The 21,212-nt window shown below is 44.0% G+C and carries 18 protein-coding genes; 8 read left to right on the top strand and 10 right to left on the bottom strand.

Annotated elements, in window-relative coordinates; genetic code table 11:
• Nucleotides 1-2,502 carry a YhdP family protein gene (locus tag J7I42_RS12150; RefSeq protein WP_209139052.1) on the bottom strand — a complete coding sequence of 834 codons (2,502 nt, stop codon included), beginning with the start codon at nt 2,500-2,502 and terminating at the stop codon, nt 1-3.
• A gap of 100 nt (nt 2,503-2,602) precedes the next feature.
• Here J7I42_RS12150 and J7I42_RS12145 point away from each other — a divergent pair, with 100 nt between their 5' ends.
• Nucleotides 2,603-3,625: a YncE family protein gene (locus tag J7I42_RS12145; RefSeq protein WP_209139051.1), complete on the top strand. Its 1,023-nt coding sequence runs from the start codon at nt 2,603-2,605 to the stop codon at nt 3,623-3,625.
• 94 nt (nt 3,626-3,719) lie between these two features.
• On the opposite strand, the gene J7I42_RS12140 is transcribed toward J7I42_RS12145, so the two are convergent.
• A complete protein-coding gene (locus J7I42_RS12140; RefSeq protein ID WP_209139050.1) occupies nt 3,720-4,157 on the bottom strand; it encodes a PepSY-like domain-containing protein in 438 nt (145 codons plus the stop codon).
• Between the two features lie 45 nt (nt 4,158-4,202).
• Complete coding sequence (gene budA, locus J7I42_RS12135) at nt 4,203-5,009, bottom strand: acetolactate decarboxylase (protein WP_209139049.1); 807 nt, start codon at nt 5,007-5,009, stop codon at nt 4,203-4,205.
• A 131-nt stretch (nt 5,010-5,140) separates the two neighbouring features.
• Between budA and J7I42_RS12130 the strand changes: the two genes are divergently transcribed.
• The gene (locus tag J7I42_RS12130; protein ID WP_209139048.1) at nt 5,141-5,935 is read left to right on the top strand and encodes an alpha/beta fold hydrolase; all 795 of its coding nucleotides are present in this window, start codon (nt 5,141-5,143) and stop codon (nt 5,933-5,935) included.
• 28 nt (nt 5,936-5,963) lie between these two features.
• Here J7I42_RS12130 and J7I42_RS12125 read toward each other — a convergent pair whose 3' ends face one another.
• Nucleotides 5,964-6,176 carry a YwbE family protein gene (locus J7I42_RS12125; RefSeq protein WP_209139047.1) on the bottom strand — a complete coding sequence of 71 codons (213 nt, stop codon included), beginning with the start codon at nt 6,174-6,176 and terminating at the stop codon, nt 5,964-5,966.
• Nucleotides 6,177-6,293: 117 nt separating this feature from the next.
• Here J7I42_RS12125 and J7I42_RS12120 point away from each other — a divergent pair, with 117 nt between their 5' ends.
• The 5 genes from J7I42_RS12120 to J7I42_RS12100 all read left to right on the top strand — a co-directional run bounded on the left by J7I42_RS12120 (nt 6,294) and on the right by J7I42_RS12100 (nt 9,530).
• Nucleotides 6,294-6,635, top strand: coding sequence for an ArsR/SmtB family transcription factor (locus J7I42_RS12120; RefSeq protein ID WP_209139046.1), 342 nt, complete (start codon nt 6,294-6,296; stop codon nt 6,633-6,635).
• Nucleotides 6,616-7,080, top strand: coding sequence for an SRPBCC family protein (locus J7I42_RS12115; protein WP_209139045.1), 465 nt, complete (start codon nt 6,616-6,618; stop codon nt 7,078-7,080). The genes J7I42_RS12120 and J7I42_RS12115 overlap by 20 nt, the downstream gene beginning before the upstream one ends.
• Before the next feature lie 65 nt (nt 7,081-7,145).
• On the top strand, nt 7,146-7,685 hold the full coding sequence (locus tag J7I42_RS12110) for a GNAT family N-acetyltransferase (RefSeq protein WP_209139044.1): 540 nt from the start codon (nt 7,146-7,148) through the stop codon (nt 7,683-7,685).
• 234 nt (nt 7,686-7,919) lie between these two features.
• Nucleotides 7,920-8,789, top strand: a complete 870-nt coding sequence (locus tag J7I42_RS12105) for an EamA family transporter (protein WP_209139043.1) — start codon at nt 7,920-7,922, stop codon at nt 8,787-8,789.
• Nucleotides 8,790-8,981: 192 nt separating this feature from the next.
• Nucleotides 8,982-9,530 carry a carboxymuconolactone decarboxylase family protein gene (locus J7I42_RS12100; RefSeq protein ID WP_209139042.1) on the top strand — a complete coding sequence of 183 codons (549 nt, stop codon included), beginning with the start codon at nt 8,982-8,984 and terminating at the stop codon, nt 9,528-9,530.
• Nucleotides 9,531-9,655: 125 nt separating this feature from the next.
• On the opposite strand, the gene J7I42_RS12095 is transcribed toward J7I42_RS12100, so the two are convergent.
• From J7I42_RS12095 to J7I42_RS35560, 6 genes are all read right to left on the bottom strand, one after another.
• Complete coding sequence (locus J7I42_RS12095; RefSeq protein ID WP_209139041.1) at nt 9,656-11,101, bottom strand: RagB/SusD family nutrient uptake outer membrane protein; 1,446 nt, start codon at nt 11,099-11,101, stop codon at nt 9,656-9,658.
• Between the two features lie 207 nt (nt 11,102-11,308).
• The gene (locus J7I42_RS12090; protein WP_209139040.1) at nt 11,309-14,512 is read right to left on the bottom strand and encodes a SusC/RagA family TonB-linked outer membrane protein; all 3,204 of its coding nucleotides are present in this window, start codon (nt 14,510-14,512) and stop codon (nt 11,309-11,311) included.
• 79 nt (nt 14,513-14,591) lie between these two features.
• A complete protein-coding gene (locus J7I42_RS12085; protein WP_209139039.1) occupies nt 14,592-15,710 on the bottom strand; it encodes a FecR family protein in 1,119 nt (372 codons plus the stop codon).
• Between the two features lie 59 nt (nt 15,711-15,769).
• On the bottom strand, nt 15,770-16,381 hold the full coding sequence (locus J7I42_RS12080; protein WP_209139038.1) for an RNA polymerase sigma-70 factor: 612 nt from the start codon (nt 16,379-16,381) through the stop codon (nt 15,770-15,772).
• A 127-nt stretch (nt 16,382-16,508) separates the two neighbouring features.
• Nucleotides 16,509-17,981 (bottom strand): M28 family metallopeptidase, encoded by a 1,473-nt coding sequence (locus tag J7I42_RS12075; RefSeq protein WP_209139037.1) that lies wholly within the window; start codon nt 17,979-17,981, stop codon nt 16,509-16,511.
• Between the two features lie 127 nt (nt 17,982-18,108).
• A complete protein-coding gene (locus J7I42_RS35560) occupies nt 18,109-19,719 on the bottom strand; it encodes an OmpA family protein (protein WP_209139036.1) in 1,611 nt (536 codons plus the stop codon).
• A gap of 258 nt (nt 19,720-19,977) precedes the next feature.
• Between J7I42_RS35560 and J7I42_RS12065 the strand changes: the two genes are divergently transcribed.
• Nucleotides 19,978-21,174 carry a DUF1624 domain-containing protein gene (locus J7I42_RS12065; protein WP_209139035.1) on the top strand — a complete coding sequence of 399 codons (1,197 nt, stop codon included), beginning with the start codon at nt 19,978-19,980 and terminating at the stop codon, nt 21,172-21,174.
• Nucleotides 21,175-21,212 lie beyond the last annotated feature (38 nt).

The following is a 21,212-nucleotide window of genomic DNA, read 5'->3' as shown; positions in this document are numbered from 1 at the left end:
TTAAAAGTAAGGGGGCTCGTTTTCTTTAGAAAGCGCAGCCTTCTTATCCTTTTCATAACTTCTAAACAGGTCAAGATTAAACTTTATATTTCCATCAGGCCCCGGCTTGCCACGGATAAAGATGCTTTTCCCTGCTTTTTTATTAACCCCTATATTCTCCGGGTTATAATCATCATCCCGCTTTTTAAGGTTGCTCAAAGGGACCTGGATACTCAGATCGGTAGTGCCTTTTTGATCATATATGCCTTCAATGAAGATTGACATAACAGAGGATTGAATTTCCATCCTGTTGATCCTGACTTCCCGGTTGCTAATTTCCAGCCTGTTCTTTAATTCAGCAAACCGGATATTATCAAAATCTCGTTTTTTAAAAATAAACCGCTGCAATTTTTTTAAAGGTTCATAATTATTCAGCGCACCATCTTTCAGGGAGAAATCTACCCGGCTTACAACAGTAGCCGGAATAACATGACCGTCATTCGCAATGTTCATGGAAGCTTCAATATCTGCAGTTAGTTTTCCTTCCAGACTTTGGGCTGTAAGTCCATTCTGCCCGAAGTTGTCGAAATCAGCAAACACTTTGCTTACATTCACATTTCCCATATTTATTTTCAGATTAGCCTGATGAAAATCCTGCTTGTTTAATAACGTACCCGTAAATGCAATATGACCGCCTGAATGGTCCATGCTTACATTATTAATAAGGTAGCGATCATTCAGCAGGGTAATATCCGCCACTGCCCTCCTGCCTTCAAAATCTTTATAGATGAGCTTATCTGCGTTTAATTTCACATGCAGCTTTCCATTCTCAATAAAATCATCCATTTTATCAGCCATGGTCTGCAACACAGATTTTTTGTCAGATCTCCGGCTTTCAGAACCTTTTGCTTTAAAAAGGTATAAAAACGAACCCAGGTCCATTACAGGCATGTAAATGTTCCAGTTAATAATGGCTTTATCAGGTTGTGTATTGATAAGCGTTAACAGGTCCTTTGCCTGCCCATTCATAGTAATGTCATTGTTCAATACATTACAATGCAGGTTCTCAATAAAAACATCAGATCTTTTAAAAGTAAGTTTACCAGTCACTTTATTCATTTCTACATTCCGGGGCAGGTATTCAATACTGGCATCTTTAAATGAAACGGTGCCATTTAAGAAAGCGTTCGTACTATCATTCTTGGCCAACGGGCCTGCATAATTCAGCTGAACATGTGCGTCCCCCTGGCTTAGGTATAAGGTTTTACTTCCCATTAGTTCATTTAACCTGGTAAGGGAGAAATCGGATGTGAGGTCATAGGTAAGCAATGGCTTGGACAAATTAAGGATGGTTATCTTTTCAGACTGAACGGGCAACCCATGCCACTGAGCGGTAAACCCTTTTATTTCAATTACGGAGTTTGGATCTTTTCTGGGTAAACCTGGTTCCACTTCATTACTAAAAAAACCACTGAAACTGGCATGCTCAAAATCCAGGAAAAGAGTTTGTAGGCTAATGTCCTGTGCCAGCCAGGTAATAGCTACTTTAGGATTTCCTCCTTTTAACGGGCCTGTTATATTTGCACTTACGCTCAATGGCGTATTAATATCAACAACAGAGAGGGAATTAGCTGTTTTTTGCGGAAGGGCAGATCTTATAAAATCGTATGATATCCTGCGTGCATGTAGGCGCAACCAGAACTGTGGTTGGGCACCAGCAAATTCCAATTGTCCGCTGCAATTAAATGGCTGACCTGATAATTGTATATTAATACTATCAAAAGATAAGCGATTGGACGCTTTTTGGTAGGCCATATTAAAATGGCCTCTAAAAACCTTATCTTTTACAAAGCTTCCCCGTAACTTATTAAAGGCAAGACTTTTTACAAGGATCTCTGCTTTTGTGAAAAACAGCAACCGGTTTTCCTGGTTGTCAATCTTCACCTTAAGCTGATCAATTACCAGGTCATGTAGTTTCCCCTTTGATCTGTTATCAACAATAAAACGAACATTTCTCAGCAATACGTTCTTTAATTCAATCTTCGCCTCGCTTTGCTTGTTCCCGCTTGCGGTATCTTTCTTTAAATGAAACAGGTAAGTATTGGTATATCCTGTTGAATCGGTATACAAATACAATTCACCCGTTTGCAGCACGATGCCTTTTATGGGCGGTTTGTTGTCGATCAGTTTTAACACATCGATGCTGACAAAAACCTTACTCCCTTTAAAAAATGTATGACGATGGGTATTAAACAATGTATCGGTAATACTTACATCATGAAGTAATAGGGAAACGTGAGGGAAATTTCTAATAAAACTAAGTTCAATATTGCCTATTTCAACATGCCCATTTAACTGGTTGCTAATATCGCTGGTAACCTGCCGGATGATCTTCTTCTTATTGACAGATACATAAATAACAACTGCAACTACCAGCGTTAATACAACCGCCAGAAATATTTTTAATATCCTGAATAAATATTTTAATTGTGTTTTCAGACTGGCAAGGTTAGAGGTCAACATTATAACTTTCCACTATATAGTCCTAAAAAAACCATGCCCTGCTGTGGCGGGAGATTATTAACACAAATAAGCTTAATTTCAATACGTAAACTATTTAGCTATGTCAAGGATAAATCAGGTCCGCTTCATTGTTCTTTTGAGTATTTCACTGATAAACGCATCCATAGCTTGTAATGCGCAACCGCAGCCCAGGCGGTTGTTACTGGCGCTTTCAAAAGCCGACCATACGCTGGCCATTGTAGACCCTGCCACCTTACAGGTATTGAGCCGCATTCCGGTGGGTGAAGATCCGCATGAAGTGATCGCCTCTACCGATGGGAAACAGGCCTATGTTTCCATTTATGGCGGTGGCACCCTGCATGAGATCAATGTAATTGACCTGCAAGCGAAAAAGCCATTGTCAAACGTTGATACAAGACCGCTGTATGGACCGCATGGAATTGAATATGTAAATGGTAAAGTGTGGTTTTCAGCAGAAGGCTCCAAAGCCGTTGGCCGCTACGATCCTGCCAGCGGCAAGCTCGACTGGAGCATGGGGACCGGTCAGGACAGAACGCACATGTTGTACGTTACAACAGATGGCAAAACGATCTTCACCACCAATGTAAACTCCGGGACCGTAAGTATACTTTCAGCCACTACGATAACGCCGGCTAATGGTAAACCCCGGGAAGAATGGTCACAAACCGTAATCCCGGTTGCGAGGGGCTGTGAAGGATTTGATGTATCGCCCAATGGAAAACAGTTATGGGCGGCAGCCAGTGAAGATGGGAGCATTGCCGTTATTGATGTGGAAACAAAAAAAACCACTAACAAAATAGACGCAAAAGCAGTCGGCGCCAACCGGTTGAAATTTACACCCGATGGCAAAATGGTATTTATAACAAGCCTTCGCTCGGGCGACCTGCTTATATACGATGCACAATCTCAAAAGGAACTTAAACGGGTGAAAATTGGTAAAGGCGCTGCTGGCATTCTGATGGTACCTGATGGCTCCCGTGCATTTGTTGCCTGTTCGCCCGATAATTATATTGCGGTAATAGACCTTAAAACGCTGGAGGTAACCGGTCATTTAGAAGTAGGCCGCAATCCTGATGGGTTGGCCTGGGCTGAACAACGATAATTGCGTACTATTCTTACTATATTAAAAGACCGGCCCAAAAAATTCGGGCCGGCCTTTTTGTTTGCGAGGATCAATACTATCTTAGAACTATTTATTAGTCTATCTTTTCCTTTGCTACCTGACCATCTGCTGTAAACAATACTTTGGTGTCAGGATCGCCTTCCAGTTTCACCAGGTAGTAAGCGGTACCGTTCTTATCCATCCGGTATACATTATCAATGGTTCTGCCAGCATAGCCATTCTTTACAGCATCTGTTACCGCTGCAGGCAGCTCAGACCGTCTGATCTTTAAACCCTTTGAAATTATTTTACCATCAGCACTATAGTAAGCAATGTAATCCGTGCCATTTATTTCAAATTTTGCCTTGTAATTTCCTTCTTTCTTTTTCCATTCAACATCTTTAGCATTTGAAAAGGCTGATTTGAAACTTGTTTTAACCGCAGTTGGAACATCGCTTTCTTTTGTGTCCTGAGCAACGGCACTCATCATTACACCAGCACTCAACAGAATTGCCAATAGTGTCTTTTTCATATATTATTCTTTATCCGTAAAGAAGCAAATAGCAAGCCAATACATTTAGCGCTGACCCCGCTCTACACTTTTAATGTCTTCTGCCCGGTTCTTTTTAAAATCAAACTTTTCAAAGTCATTGGTGGCTGGCACCTGTACTGAATAGCTGTCGAGCTGGTCAATTTCAATGGTTATCTTGTCAGCTTTTACGTCGATGATATGTCCACCAGCGTTTTTTTGTGCGCTCAAAAAATGGAAGTGATAGCCTGAAATATTTGTATTATCCATGAAAGATGGCAGGCGGTACCCGATCAGATCGCCCTGAGCATTATTGAATTCAAAAAAATGCTGCAGATTTAACATGGATGTCAGAGGGGTATGGTCGTGTTCCTTTACTGGCGGGAAAGCCCTGGTTTTTAGATAGCTGAATTGTCCACTAATATGTATGGCATAAAGACCGTTGACGTTAGTTAACACACTATCCAGGAAATGAAAAAGCGCTTCTTTACCTATGGTGCTGTTAATGGTAAACTTTTTATCAGCTTTAAAGAAATTGACCATGGCAAAGGATGTTAATTGTTTGTCCTCTACTTCAAACGTTTTACCTGTGTTTTGGGTTTGGTAAACCTTTCCCTGGAAAACAACCAACTCCCCATCCAGTTTATCTGGTGCGCCCAGTCCGAAATTTCCGTGTTGCTTAAGTTTACCATAAGGGTAATACCCATCGTATAGTCCACCTATCAATCCGGCCCCTACGCCAACCGTGAAAAGATGATTTGGCGGCGTATCACCTGGAGGATGGGGAACAAATGAAGTAGTAAAGATCATTACTACAATCAGGGTACTGATCGCTAAAGAAATTGTTACACGCATAATGCCATTCTGTTTAGGATGCAAATATATTAAGAGAATTGTCGCAATCACCCTCTCAAACTGTCGGATTCACACATCATTAATATTCTTTTGGGTATTTATTTTTGTGAAACAAAGCAAATAGCATTCTTATGCAAACAAAGCAAAAAACAGAAAGCGGTTATGTCTCCATAAATGGAATAAAAATGTACTATGAGATACATGGAGAAAGTTCCCTTATGCCATTAGTATTGATCCATGGGGGCGGCTCTACCATTCCTTCCAATTGGGGCACTGTGCTTCCCCTGTTTGCTAATGAATACAAGGTCATCGCGATGGAACTGCAGGCGCATGGCCGTACTTCTGATAGAGAAACCGAAGAATCTTTTAAACAGGATGCTGCTGATGTGATCGCTTTATTGCAACAGCTTAAAGTAAGCAAAGCAAACTTTGCAGGCTTTAGCAATGGAGGCAGTACCACACTGGAGATCTTGATCAACTATCCTCATATTGTCAACAAAGCAGTGGTTATTTCGTGCAGCTACAAACGGGATGGTATGATAACCGGCTTTTTTGATGGATTACAGCAAGCTACTTTTAACGACATGCCTGAAGTATTAAATAAAGCCTTTCTCGATGTAAACCCTGATAAAAAAGGACTGTTAAACATGTTCAATAAAGACAGGGCAAGAATGCTCGCTTTTCCTGACAGGAGTGACGCCGATATGCAATCTATAAAAGCGCCGGTATTGGTTATGGCCGGCGATCAGGATGTGGTAACCATAGAACACACCGTGCAAATGCATAAAGCTATACCCGGCTCCAGGCTGGCCGTACTTCCTGGTAACCATGGGTCGTTCATAGGCGAAGCTATGGCCGCAGACCCGGGAAGTAATATTCCGGAAATGACAGTTGGAATAATTAAAGAGTTTTTAAACCGGACCTAAACAGTCCTGTTAAGCCAGTGCGCCGCCATTACTCTCCATCCGGGTCAACCACATCGATCTCGGCCACACGGCCTACCTGCCCGTCTGTTAACCGTACTTTTATACCCCGCGAATGATACGCGGCCGAGGTCAACAGGTCTTTTACAATGCCATATGTTAACTTGCCAGAGCGCTGGTCCTTTTTTAAGATAATTGCCACTTCCTGCCCGGGATGAATATCTTTTCTATACTGGCCATCCATATACTCTTTTTTTAATTCGCTGTAAAAATAACAGAAAGCAGGCTTTCAAAAAAAGTTTGTCTAAAATTGCACAAGCAAATACTTGTGCGTATATTTACAAGAACTTACTTGTATATCATGAAAGCCAGACGTGATGTATACCAGGCCATTGCCGACCCTACCCGGCGGGCCATTATAAATATTATTTCAGAAACACCGCAGAATATCACTTCCATTGCCGCGCAGTTCGACATGACCCAGCAGGCAATATCTCTGCATGTAAAAGTATTGACAGACTGTGGCCTTGTTATTATTAAACAGCAGGGCCGCGACCGGTTTTGTGAAGCTGATCTTAGCAAGCTGGGTGAAGTGGCTGAGTTTATTGATCAATATCGTCAGCATTGGGAAAGCCGGTTAGACAAGCTTGAAAAATATGTTGCCAAACTTAAAAAAGAACGATATGGAAAAAAGAAAAAGTAACACGTCCGATCGTGAATTATTGATCACCCGGGTACTGGATGCTCCTGTAGAATTAGTATGGGAAGTATGGACCAATCCGGAACATATCGCCTTATGGTGGGGCCCTAATGACTTCACCAATACCATCCAGGAAATGGACCTGCAGCCAGGTGGGGAATGGAACCTGATCATGCATGGGCCAGATGGCACCGATTATAAAAACAAAAGCATTTTTAAAGAGATCATTCCGTTTAAGAAGATCGTATACGAACATATTACAGGGCCCAAATTTGTTGCCACCATTACCTTTGACCCGCAAGGCGATCAAACAAACATCAGTTGGCATATGCTGTTTGAAACAGCTGAGGAGTTTATACAAACGGTTAAAACGTTCAAAGCAGACGAGGGATTAAAGCAAAATATAGAGAAGCTGCAGGCATATCTTACCAGGCAGGTCCATCAATAAATTAAAACCAAGGAGGCTCCGCAAGGGAGCCTTTTTTCTTTGTATCTTCAGGAACAACGACCCATATGCGCATATTTGCTGAAACCAACCGGCTTATTTTACGGGAAATTCTCCCTACCGACGTAGAGGGGCTCTTTGAATTGGACAACGACCCGGAAGTACACCGGTATCTGGGTAATAAGCCTATTCAAACCAGGGAACAGGCCGCTAAAATGATTGAATTTATCAGGCAACAATATATAACTAACGGCATCGGCCGGTGGGCAGTAATAGATAAACAAACCAACAACTTTTTAGGCTGGGCCGGATTGAAACTGATCACCGAACCAATCAATCACCACATCAATTACCTCGATCTGGGTTACCGGCTTATTAAAAAATACTGGGGGCGGGGTATTGCCACCGAGGCGGCCCGGGTGTCACTGGCCTATGCCTTTACTGACTTGCAGGCCCCGGCCGTTTATGCCATAACAGATAGTAATAATACCGCTTCCCATCACGTGTTACTCAAAGTAGGGCTACATTTTATAGAAACCTTCGAATACCATGGCTTTACACATAACTGGTATAAAATTGACCGGGCAGCGTTTGAAAAAGGCAGCTAATCAGCCAATTTTTCAATAAATTTGTTTCCTCAATCTAATTGTATGGCACTCAGATCATCTTTTTCTATTCTTCCTCCGCCTGTTATTTAACAGGCAACTCGCTGTCGGTTACATCATTCCTTTGCATTTATTGCAATTGACATCCCATTACCTAAAGTAATAGGAAACCCAGTTGTTTTGTCTGTTTGCTGCTTACCATCCCCACTTTACAACATTCAAAACAACGAATAGACAATGTCTAAATATATTCTCCTGGTCTTTGCCGGAGCATGCAGCTACGGTGTTCTTTCTTCTTTGGTTAAACTCTCGTATACAGAAGGTTTTAATGCGGCCCAGGTTTCATTTGTACAGGCATTATTAGGCGCCGGGGTACTTTGGGTTGTTGCTTTATTACAAGAGAAAAAGCCTGCCCCACTCTCTGTAAAAAAATGGATGCTATTATTATTGACGGGTGCTGCCATTGGGTTAACTACATTTCTATACTACCTATCGGTAAAATATATTCCTGCTTCCATTGCCATCATCATCCTGATGCAATTTACCTGGATCACCGTATTGCTCGACTGGTACCTGCTGAAAAATACACCCAATGCGCGGTTATTAATAGCCATTGGCTGTATCCTTATTGGCACCATACTGGCAACCGGAGGCTTACAGGCGGCCAACGATCTTTCTTTTAAAGGCATTGGTATCGCATTTGCTTCTGCGCTTTTCTATGCCATTTATATCGTGGCCAATAGTAAGGTGGGCAAAGAGGTCCCTTCCATAAAAAGAAGCGCTGTAATAGTATCTGGCGGAGCCGCGGCCATACTGATCATAAACTGCCAGCAGTTAGCAGGGGGCATACCGTTACATGTATCTTTTTTCAAATGGACGAGCCTGTTAGCGCTTTTCGGCACTATTATTCCGCCGGTGCTTTTTGCCAAAGGCATTCCTAAAATTGGCGCCTCGGTAAGCTCAGTGCTCATGGTGGCAGAAATGCCGGTGGCCATTATATGCGCTTCCCTGCTTTTAAAAGAACCTATCCATCGCATTCAGTGGGTTGGCATTGCGATCATGCTTTGCGCCATTGTCTATTTGAATATAAATAGCAGGAATAAATAGGATATCAGGCATCCCGTTTAAACGGGGTGCCTTTTTGTTTTCCTTAACATTTCCGGCCTTCCTTTAATCCAGAAAATACGGGTTAGGGAAAAAAGTACAAGTTTTCGGGAAATGTGCTCATTAGGAAAGGGCCTTTTGTTTTGCAATTTTACATCGTCAACAACGACGAACACAAATCAAAAAAATAATACAATGAAAACTTTCACAGTTCCTGCAAGAGAAAACGTTACCGAAGCTAACCAGGCCATTTTTGATACCCTGAAAAAGAAATTAGGTAAAGTGCCCAATCTGTTCGCAACTATGGCTTATTCAAAAAATGCCCTGGGAACATACCTGGCCCTGTCTGGTGGTCCTTCTTCCTTAACAGCAAAAGAAAAAGAAGTAGTTAACCTGGCCGTTAGTCAGGCAAATAATTGTGATTACTGTTTGGCCGCCCACAGCGCCATTGGTAAATTAAATGGCTTTACCGATGAGCAACTACTGGAGATCCGCAGCGGCGTCGTTTCTTTCGATGCTAAATACAATGCCCTTGCTGCTTTGTCTAAAAGCTTCGTTGAGAATTTTGGTAAAGCCAGCGAAGAAGCAGTAAATAACTTTTTTGAGGTTGGTTATACCAACGAAAACCTGGTTGATGCCATCATTTTAATTGGCGATAAAACAATCACCAACTATCTGTATGCAGTCACCCAAATTCCGGTTGATTTCCCAGCCGCTCCAGCCCTGTCAGCAACAGTAGCTTAATACAACATACGCCTCATAAACAACAAACCCTCCCGGAAAACCGGGAGGGTTTTAGCCATTGCGGCCTTGTGTTCTGACTGCATATAAACCAACGAAACGTCGCTAAATAAAATGTTTTACTGCGCTTAATAGCCATCGTTCTGTCCAAGATCGGGATTTTGGTCTCGGGCAAACTGGGGTATAGGCAACAACAGCTTATTGGCATTTACCGGTTTGCCTTTGGCGCTTAAAACGGGAACAGCCCGCCCTGTTCGCTTCAGATCGAACCAGCGGTGAAACTCCATCGCAAACTCCATGCGGCGCTCATGTTCTATGGCCAGGTCGAGCGTGGGATATTGGGCCGCCGGATAACCTGCGGTGCCATACAAAGGCAATCCCGCCCTTGCCCTTACCCTGTTCATATATTGCACATCACCGGTAGCTTCGGTCAACATCAGCAGCACATCGGCATACCGGATTATTATAAAGTTATTGTTGCACGATTCGGCGGCATTCACGATGGGCGCATTGGCATCTTTCCATTTCTTCTGGAACTTGATGGCTATCCAGTTCCCGCCTTTTAAATACCCCAGCTCAAAGGAAGTATCCCGCCTTTTATCACCTGTTTCATATTCGTTGTACAGGTCATCGGTAACCTGGTTCATACCACCGCCAAAGCGGGTGATGGCAAAGTTCTCAAAGGGCGCAAAAGCCGGCCAATAAGTACTGGAGGGGTTGTTGGCGCCCCCTTTATACTGGATCTCGAAGATCGATTCCTTCGTATTTTTCTGGGCCAGTGTAGCGCCCCACAATGAGCCAAATTCAGGCAACAGGTTATACGCATTTCCATTATAAGAACTGTACACTTGCTGTAGTGTTTGTGCCGCAGCCGTTTTATTACCCATTGTCAGGTATACCTTGCCTAACAAAGTCAATGCGGCACCCTTTGATGCCCGGCCTGCCGCAGGTACTTTATCAGGAGCAGTTAAATTATCCCCTGCATATTTTAAATCATCTATCACCTGGTTATATACTTCTGCCCGTGGTGTACGGCCTGTTGTAAATGCTTCTCCCGGAGTAAGGGGCTTGGTCACCAGCGGCACATCGCCCCAGGCCTGTACCATATAGAAATAATACATCCCCCGCAGAAAACGCATTTCAGCTGTTACCTGGGTTACATATCCGGCATCGAGGGAAGTGGCGTCCTGTATTCTATCCAATACTATATTCAGGTTGTATAACGATACATAGGAATCGTTCCAAAGCTGGTTTACCACATTGTTGGCGGGGTTCAGCGTATAATCGCGGAACGCCCACCGGTCGCCCACCGTTATACTGCCCGAACCTGCCACCGTATACAAAGTCGCATTGTCTGACATTAATTCCCCACAATACGATACCAACCCTGTTGGACCGTACATAGTATACAACGTACTATAGGCATTATTTACGGCCAGGTCAAAATCACTTTTTGTTTTAAAGAAGTTATTGGTACTGTTGTTCGAAACCGGTGCCAGTTCCAGGAAAGATTTTTTACAACCTGTTATAATTGCAGTAATGAAAAATATGCTAAGAAATATTTTCGTTTTCATAAATGCTGTTTTGAAGATTCTGGAACTGACCTGTAAGGTTCGTCATAGGGTCTTGAACAATTAAGCGGATCGATCGAACCTGACAGGTCAGCATTTTTAATATTTAGACCTGTCAGAGCTTGTCCCGCCTTTGGCGGATGCAACAGGACCCTCTGTTAATGCAAGCTCAAATGATGCACCTTACAGGTCAGCCTCCGATGAAATTTGTTACAGATCTACTTTTAACCCAAAGGTTACCGTAAGCGGGATGGGATAACTTCCATAATCGGCCCCCACCATTAATCCCGGTGGAAATGGCGTATTGGAGGTTGCGGCATCGGTACCGGTTGAGTAGATGCTATTCTCAGGATCATACCCAAGGTATTTACTGAACACATGCACATTCTCCGCGTTTACATACACCCGCATAGTTCGGAATGATAATTTGGAAGAGACTGTCTTTGGTAATGTATATGATAAACGAATATTTTTTATTCTTACAAACGTGCCATCTTCTATCCAGTAGCTGCTGAACTGGGTTTGCATCCCCTTGAACTCAGCATTGGGTTTAAATGTTTTTCCATCCCCCGGTTGTTGTTCCGATTTCCAGTAATTGCCAATAGCGGCATAAGCATTGCGGCTGTCGTTCCAGTATTTGTTGTACCGTGTTTGCTGGTTTACGATCTCATTGCCGAAAACGCCATGTAGCATAAAGGAGAACTCAAAATTTTTATAGGAGACCGTGTTCGTAAGACCGGCAGTAAAATCGGGTTGGCCATTACCCAGGATGGTTCTATCAGTTGCATCTATTTTACCTTCCCCTGTCACATCCCGCACTTTGGGATCGCCCGGTGTTACCACCACCCCTGAAGCGTATTGGGGCCCTTTATTGATCTCGTCCTGATTATTATACACCCCATCGAAAACATAGCCTACAAAATTACTGATAGGCTTCCCCACCTCCGTTACAAACCGGCTGCCCCATTCTTCTACAATGACCGGTGCATTGTTTGGACCAAGCTGCAATACTTTATTACGGTTGGCGGCAATATTAAAATCGGTGGTCCATTTAAGGTCGCTGTTCACGATGTTCTTTGATGAAATAGCCAGTTCCACCCCACGGTTACGCACCCGGCCAATATTCGTTAACTGGGTGGCAAACCCGGTAAGGATGGGTACCGGTACATTCAACAACAGGTCCTTGGTAATGGAGTTATAAAAATCTGCGGTCACATTGATCCGATTATTCAAAGCAGTTAAATCAAAACCGACGTTAAACTGGGTTGTTTTTTCCCATTTCAGATTGGGATTGGGAATGGTTGTTACCCGGCTACCGTTCACCACATTATCACTATAGGCATATTTCACGCCATCTATCAGACTGATGGGACCGTAGTTGGGGATCTGGTTATTACCCGTTGCACCATAACTTACCCGCAGCTTTAAATTGTTGATGGCTGAGACACTTTGCATGAACGATTCATCAGAGATCAACCAGCCTACTGACAAGGATGGGAAATATCCCCAGCGGGAAGCCTGCCCAAACCGGGAGCTACCATCACGCCTGATCGTCCCATTCAAAAAATACCGGTTCTTGTAACTATAACTTACGCGCGACAACCACGACAACAACGCCCATTCACCAGCAGTAGTAGTACTTAAAGTAGGAGTACCGGCCGCATTTAATGTTTGTACCAGGTCGTTGGGATAATTGGTGCCCCGTTGTTGTGAGGTATCGCCGCGTTGCTTTTGCGCCGTATACGCCACCAATGCACCAATGGTATGATCACCCAACACCTTATCGTACGACAGCGAGTTCTCTGTAAGCCAGTTCAGGTTGTTATAGGTCTGGTACCTGCCTTCAGCCGGCAACAAAGTACTATAGCCATACCCCGCATTTGTTTGCCAGAACCAGTTGTAATTGCGTTGCGTAAGAATGGCATTAACACTGCTCTTGAATGTAAGGTCGTTGATGGGTTTGATCTCAATATACCCACCGCCAATGGTATTGTATACCTTATTACGCTTATTTGCATATTTGATCAGCGAATAGGGATGCCATAATTGTACGCCATAAGCCGTAAACCGGTTCCAGGTTGAATTGGGGTCCAGGAAACCGAGATTACCATTTTCATTATATACCGGAAATATAGGATCGCTTTGCTGGGCCAGGCTTACTACATCCGACTTTCCCTCTACCCCATCTATCCGGCTGTGGTTCCCGGTAAAGGAAATATTCAACCCCGCAGTTACTTTCTCCGTTATCTTTTGCCGGATGTTCATTCGCAGCGACAGGCGTTTATAAAAATTGTCTATCACTACAGCATCCTGGTCTAAATAACCGGCAGAAAAAAGATATTGGGCTCTATCGGTCCCACCGCTTATCGAAGCCTGGATGTTTTGTGAATGGGCCGTTCTGAATAAAACATCCTGCCAATCGGTCCCTTTCCCAAACTGTTGTGGATTGTTTATAAAGTCAGGTGGAATTAAATACGTTTTATTGCCGCCCCGGGCACTGTTGGGATCGGTGGCCGAACGGCCAGGGCCTGATGCCACCCAGGCATTATTACGTGCATCAATATAATACTGGATCCATTGCTGTGCATCCATCACCTCCACCTTCCTGGTCACTTTTTGCAGTCCCTGCTCATACGCCAGGTTCACCTGTGGTTTTCCGGCCTTGCCCAATTTGGTGGTTACAATAATAACTCCGTTCGCGCCGCGTGATCCGTAGATAGCCGCGGAGGCCGCATCTTTTAATATTTCTATTGATTGAATATCCTGGGCGTTGATGATGTTCAGGTCAAAGTTTTCCATGGCCATACCATCAACCACATACAACGGATTTGTACCTGCGGTAATGGAATTGATACCTCTTACGCGAATGGTTGGACCAAAGCCAGGTGCGCCTTGTGTAGTAGAAATGTTCACACCCGGCACTGTGCCTTCAATGGACTGAGCCACGTTACTCGATGAACGGTCTTTAAACTGTTCGGCGCTTACAGAAACTACCGAACCGGTTACCGCCCGCTTCCGTTGTGAACCATAACCAATAACGATCACCTGGTCCAGCGAATTGGCAGCGTCCTTCATTTTCACCACCAGGGAAAGCGTAATATCGCTTTTTATATTATATCCGGATAACGTTTGACTTTCATAGCCCACTATGGAGAAAGTAAATTTATAAGGCCCACCAGCAGGGATGCGCGAAAAAGTAAATACACCGGTGCTGTCAGTACTGGTGCCCGAGGTAAAATTATTAGCGGTGTTGCGGATAACCACTGAGACGCCCGCTAATGCGTCGCCGTTGTTGTTTTGAACAACACCTTTTACAATACTTGAGTTTTCCTGTGCTTGCAGCAGTTTTGGCAGGAGATGTAGTAGCAAGATAAGGGCATAGCAAGGCCCCGACTTAATTACATTAAATCTCATATGGCGTGTCGTTTTATATTAAAGAAAGATTGGCCGTAGTTACGGAATACTTATCGCAATCATATAGTATGTAGTAATACTATCTGCTTATAATATAGGTATCGTTTTGTCTGGTCACCGTTAAATTATTAAGGGCAGCAATTTGTTTCAGAATATTGTTCACCGAATCATTCTTGCTGAACTTACCTATGAAATACATTTTTTGTATGTCCTTTTCCGAATAGCTGATGTGAACCCCATACATCTCTTCCAACTGTTTAAACACCTGCGCCAATGGCTGGTTATTGAACATGTACCACGATCCCTTATCTACCGGTAACAAGGGCTGGTCGTCCATTCCGGCTTCTTCATTTTTTGTGTCAGTTGTATGATCCTTTATAAACCGGCGTACATGCGCTGTATATTGTTTGTTATTATACAATAACTCTTCGCCAGGTAACAGGTAGAAATCTTTTTTCAGCCGGGGTTGAATACTGTCCGCCGCTTTCACTACTACTTTGCCTTCAAACAACTGTACTGTTATATATGCCGACTGCTCAAAAGCAGTAACTGTAAACCGGGTGCCAAGGGCTGTGGTGGCTATTTGTCCGCTAAAAACGGTAAAAGGTCTTGTTTTGTCTTTTGCTACATGGAACTGTGCTCTTCCATTTAACAAGATATCCCTTCTGTTATTGGTGAAGGGTTCGTTCCAGGTCACTTCACTCAAGGGGTCCAGTATTATTTCAGAACTGTCTTGTAACAACAACCGTTTTACGTTACCCGACGTGTTCATTTCATGCCGCACTACAACTGTCGAAGACGTGTTTGTTTCCACTTTCACTATTTCGGGCTTCTTTTTATTTCCCAGCCAGCTATACCCTGCCACTATAATCAATAATATAGCAGCCGCCATAGCTGTGGCCACCACCACTTTTCGTACAATGCCGGGTTTGCGGGGTATCTCCGCTATGTAATCGCGCTCACCCCGGGCATCCTGCTCCAGCACTTCCTGAAAATAGGTCCATTCCCTGTCTGCATTTATTTCATCGGGTGATTGTTCGTTCTTCATCAACTGCCAGGTATTTTTCAATGCTTCGTAATATTGCCTGTTCTCTTCGCTGGCACTTAACCATTGCTCCAGAAAGGCCTGATCATCGCTGTTCAGTTCGTTGCCAAAACTTCTGGTGATCAAATCGTCCAATTGCTCGCTATTCTTCATGTTCTGATGATATTACGTTTTAGAGAACACTTACCGTGACACGCGCACCTTACTTTTTTTTAAATAATTATATTGTTGATTATCATTATTATGAAATAGCCGCTCGATAAATAAGCGGCCAGCCGGATACGTAATTTTTTCAGGGCGCGCCCCATTTGGGTCTCTACCGTGTTTACCGATACATTCAGTTGCCGGGCAATCTCAGCATACTTCAACCCTTCGTACCGGCTCAGTTCAAAAATGGTACGCATTTGTTCGGGCAGTTCCGAGATCGCCGTATCAATGTCATCCTGTAATTTCTTTGAATCGTAATTCTCCTGGGGAGTGGGGGGACCGGCATTTTCGTTTCGTTGTTGAACGAAGTGTTGGAACCGTTCACGCACTTTGGCGTGGCGCAAGATATCGAGGCTGGTATTACTAATTACTTTATGCAAAAAGGCCTTTATCGGCATTTCGGGTGGTAGCGTAGCCCGGACCTTCCATAGTTTTATAAAAGCGGTATGCACTACTTCTTTGGCGATATCGCTATCGAACTCATATTTATGCTGACACCACGTACATAAGGAAGCGAAGTGTTGTTTGAAATATTGTTCAAAGGCAGCCGCATCGTTCTTTATGGCAAACATGGAGGCATCGTTGCTATCAAGATTAAATGTCTGATCAGCGTACATGTCACCCCTCACTTTTAGCAGTTAGGTTTAAAACAGTTTGTGCTTACTGATCCTAAAATAGGCATTTAAATTTGAATAGTATCCTGTGCCGTCCTTATAACGACAAAAACGCATTAAATGCAGCGGTTTACCGTTCGAGTTTAAAACCCGGTTCCAGCCGTGGCCGGTTGGCAGCATTGGCTACGGCAAAACCGGTGGCATACATCCAACGGGTCATCCTGGTGAGTTTTTCTATATTAATGGTGGCGGCTTCATCACCGGGGGTATGATACAATGGGTGTGGCAACGTACTGAAAAATACCGCGGGGATATTTTTTTTCGCATAGGGGAAATGATCGCTGCGGAAATACCAGCCCTCATGATGCGAAGCTTTATCCCAGGCTGTATCCAATTTGAATTTCGGTCCTTTTGCATTCTCCTGCAAGGCTATCTTCACCAGGTCGCTGGAATTGAGGTGCGGTGGTATAACGCCTAACAATGCGGCACTGTCTGGTGCATTCATCCCTATCATATCGCCATTCAATACTGCTACCAGCGACTCACGGGGCACTGTAGGATGTTCGGCATACCAGGTTGAACCAAACAAACCCCGCTCTTCCGATCCGTGCCATACAAACAGGGCGCTGCGTTTACCCGGTTGCTGATGAAAGGCCCGGCCAATGGCCAGCAGGGCCACACTAACGGTGGCATTATCATCGGCCCCATTCATAATTGAATCCTTTACCCCTTCAATATTTCGAACGCCATCATGGTCCTGATGACCGCTGAACAATACATATTCTTTTGCGAGAGCCGGATCGGTACCTTTTACTTTTGCCACCACATTCACGGAAGGATAAGTAAACGATTCGGAATAGATCTGTGCATCCAGGCGTTGCCCGGGTGTACGTACCAGCCCAAGCGCTTCTTTTCGTACCCAGATAATAGGAATGTCTTTCAATAAGCGACGGTTGGGAAACAGGCTGCCTTCTATTTGGTAGGAACCGCGGTTGGAATATTGCGCATAACGCGGCCATGCCTGCTCAGCCAGCTCATCGGACACAAACAAAATAGCCTTTACTCCTTTGGCGGCCAGCTTACGTGCCCAGGCCGAGACCACAAAACCACTATAACGCCAGGCAATGGTCTTGCGCGGGTCGGTTATCCCTTGCGGTGTAAACTGCAGGGCCACTACCTTGCCTTTTACTGTTTCTTCCGCAACGGTATCGGGGTTTTCTATAAATACGATCGGTGCTGCTACGGTGGCAAAGGCGGGTTCGTACACCACTACATCTTTCCACAAATTGAAAGACCGTTCGCCGATCTTTATCGTGCTGCGATCACTTATCCGTTCCCGGTTGAGGGAAAAGAATTGGAAGTAGGTACCATCATCGCCGGCTGGTTCCAACCCGGCTTTGCGCGCTTCTTCTGCAAGCCAGGTGGAAGCTTTTAACTCATCCAGTGTACCGGCTTCCCGCCCTCTGAAATAATCGTCGGCCAGGCGGAACAGGTCACGTTTCAGATCAGCTTGTTTAATAGCCTCGATAGGCGCTTTTTTAGTTTGTGCAACACTTATTGCGCATATCAAACTAACAGCGAACAGGGCGGCGAAGTATCTCATGTAATTAATTATTAGGTAAATATATAAAAAAGAAAGGTGAGCCAACGGGGGCTCACCTTTAAACGCGTTTCCAAAAAGGTGGGCCATCCGCTAGCCAGCGGATGACTCACCTTTGATGCTTATTATTTTAGTTCTTCAAGATCTTGAATTCAACACGACGGTTCAACTGACGGCCCTCATCGGTTTCGTTAGTGGCCACCGGCATGCTTTCACCATATCCTTTCGAAGTGATCCTGCTGGCAGGTATACCTTTCGAGATGATGTATTCCACGCACGATTTAGCACGGTTATCAGAAAGCCTGAAGTTATATTCGTCAGAACCTTTACTATCTGTATGCGCGCTTAACTCAATTTCAATGGCTGGGTTATCTTTCAACAATTTAACTACGCGGTCCAGCTCAACATTTGATTCCGGACGCAGGTCCCACTTGTCGAAATCGAAGAACACGTTGTTCAACCGAACCACCTGTCCAATTTCAATGGGCACCAGGTACAGGTCTTTATGAATTTCCTTGAAGCCCGCCTTTACCATAGAGTCGAGGTTCAGGTTCTCGGAAATAGCAAAGAATTTATCGGCGCTGGCTCGAATACTATAGTTCTTATCGTAGGGCAATACAACTTTGAATGCCCCATCCCTTGGGCTCGATAAACCACTGCCTGCTTCTATCCCATCGGGCAGGGTTTCATAGATAAGCGAAGCACTGAGCGGTTGTTTTGTTTTGGCATTATACACATTGCCACTTACTAACAGCACCGGGTTTGGTTTTTCTTTTTCTAACAGTTTTACCCGTACGATATCACTTTCACCATAAGAATCTTTATAACTTGTCAGGTAGGCATACTCTCCACCGGCGTCCAGTGTAAAAAAGGCATCCCAGCCTTCGGTGTTGATAGGTTCCCCTAAATTCACCGGCGTGCTCCATTTGGTCCAGCTTTTATCAAGACGCTTGGTCATATAAATATCGTTATCACCAAAACCGCCGGGGCGGTCGCTGCTATAATACATAGTCACCCCATCTGCTGCGATGTAAGGAGTCATTTCGTTGCCAGGTAAATTTATTTCTTTACCCAGGCTTTTGGGCTCCGTCCAGCTGCCATCGGGCTCGCGAAAACAAACAAAAAGATCGTTATTGGGACTACCCGGCTCGGGCGACATATACAACACCAATGCTTTCATATCTGGTGAAAGCGTAGCACCCGACACCTGGCCCTTGTCGTATTTGTCATACTTTTTTATATATAACATTTCCGGGTCGCTCCAGCGGCCATCGGCCTGGCGTGTACAAATACTCACCCCCTTTCCAAAAAAGGCGCCACCGTTACCAAATGCACCACGAATAAGAATCCGGTTCTTATCGGGCGAGATCCAATACACCGCATTATACTGAGAGGTATTCAGGGGAAATTTTAAATGACGTGCTTCCTTCCACACCCCATTTGAATCGCGTTCTGCATACCAGATATCCTGTGAATTGGGCACCGAATTATACTTGGTATTGGCGGGGTGGTTCTCACAAATAAAAAATAACAGATTACCATCTGCCGATACGGTAGGACGCAATTCGGGCAGATCGGAGTTGATGTTCTCGCCTAAATTCTCGATCTTAATGATCGTATTCTGCGTAATGATATTATCCTTTTGCGCTATTAACTTGCCAGTATCACTTGGGTTTGACATCTGGGCAGTAGCCTGTTTCAGACACAAGGCCAGGATTAAAAAGGGTACTACTCTTCTCACTAGGTTTGGATTTAATTACTTAATAACGTACAATTTAGCTATGGATTGCATAGTTTGGCCCCAGATAAAATATTTTATGGCCCAATTGCCCGCTTTTCCAAAGATATCAGGGTTAAAACACCAAACAAACAGAATAAAATTCTAAAGTGTATAATTTATACTGAATTTTATTCTAACAATAATTACCTTTACAGAACAAGGCATCGCCAACAGCAGTCCGAAGCTGTTCCTAATAACCAACACATCAACCAATTATAAATGACCCAATCAGCTGCTATACCGGCCATGCCGGTTAAAAGTAAACGCCTTCATTCCATTGACCTGCTACGGGGAACCGTTATGATCATTATGGCGTTAGATCATGTGCGCGATTATTTTCATGCAAGCGCTTTTTTATATGATCCTACTGATCTGTCCCGCACCGATGTGCCGTTGTTCTTTACCCGGTGGATCACCCATTTTTGCGCGCCTATATTTACTTTCCTCGCCGGTACTTCCGCTTTTTTGAATGGGACCAAAAAAACAAAAAACGAATTGGCCTTCTTTCTTTTTACCAGGGGTTTGTGGCTGGTTATTGCCGAAGTATTGATCGTTACTATGGGTTGGACATTCAACCCGGCATACCCCGTACTGATCCTGCAGGTAATTTGGGCCCTTGGCGTAAGTATGATGGTACTTTCAGCATTGATCTATTTGCCGTTAACGGCTATTTTAATTATTGGGCTGGCATTGATTGGCGCGCATAACCTGCTCGATGCGCCACCAAGTGCACATCCTACTTTCCTAACGGCTGCATTGCACGAACAACGCATTCTTACCATTAAGCCACTTACCATTATGATGGGTTATCCTGTTACGCCCTGGATAGGCATTATGCTGGTTGGTTATGTTTTTGGGCAATTATATCTGCCAACCTATGATGCCGGCAAAAGAAGAAAAAACCTTATAGCCTTAGGACTCGGAGCCATTGCCCTCTTCATCATCATTCGCTTTATTAATATGTATGGCGATCCGCATCCCTGGTCGGCACAAAAAACACCGGTGTTCACGCTGCTTTCATTTTTAAATACCACCAAGTATCCGCCTTCCTTATTATATATTTTAATGACGATAGGTCCTGGCATGTTGTTCCTGGCGTTTGCAGAAAGACCGTTGAACAAACTTTCAGAAAAAGTAGTGGTGTTCGGCCGGGTGCCCATGTTCTATTACCTGTTGCATATTTACTTAATACATATACTGGCTGTAATAGCTGCGGCGATCTCCGGTTTTAACTGGAGCGACATGGTATTAACAGGCTGGGTAAGTATGAATGCCCAGTTACAGGGCTATGGTTATAGCCTTGCATTTGTATATGTGTTATGGATAATTATCTTGATAGGCGTTTATCCGCTTTGTAAATGGTACGATAACTATAAGCAAGCCAACCGTTCAAAATGGTGGCTGAGTTATATATAATTTATTGTTTTAGAATAACAATTACCGCTGGGGCGGAA

The organism is Niastella soli, assembly GCF_017742245.1.
In the GTDB taxonomy this organism is placed as follows: domain Bacteria; phylum Bacteroidota; class Bacteroidia; order Chitinophagales; family Chitinophagaceae; genus Niastella; species Niastella soli.
The sequence above is the reverse complement of the archived record's forward strand: the minus strand, read 5'-3'. Positions and strand labels throughout refer to the sequence as shown.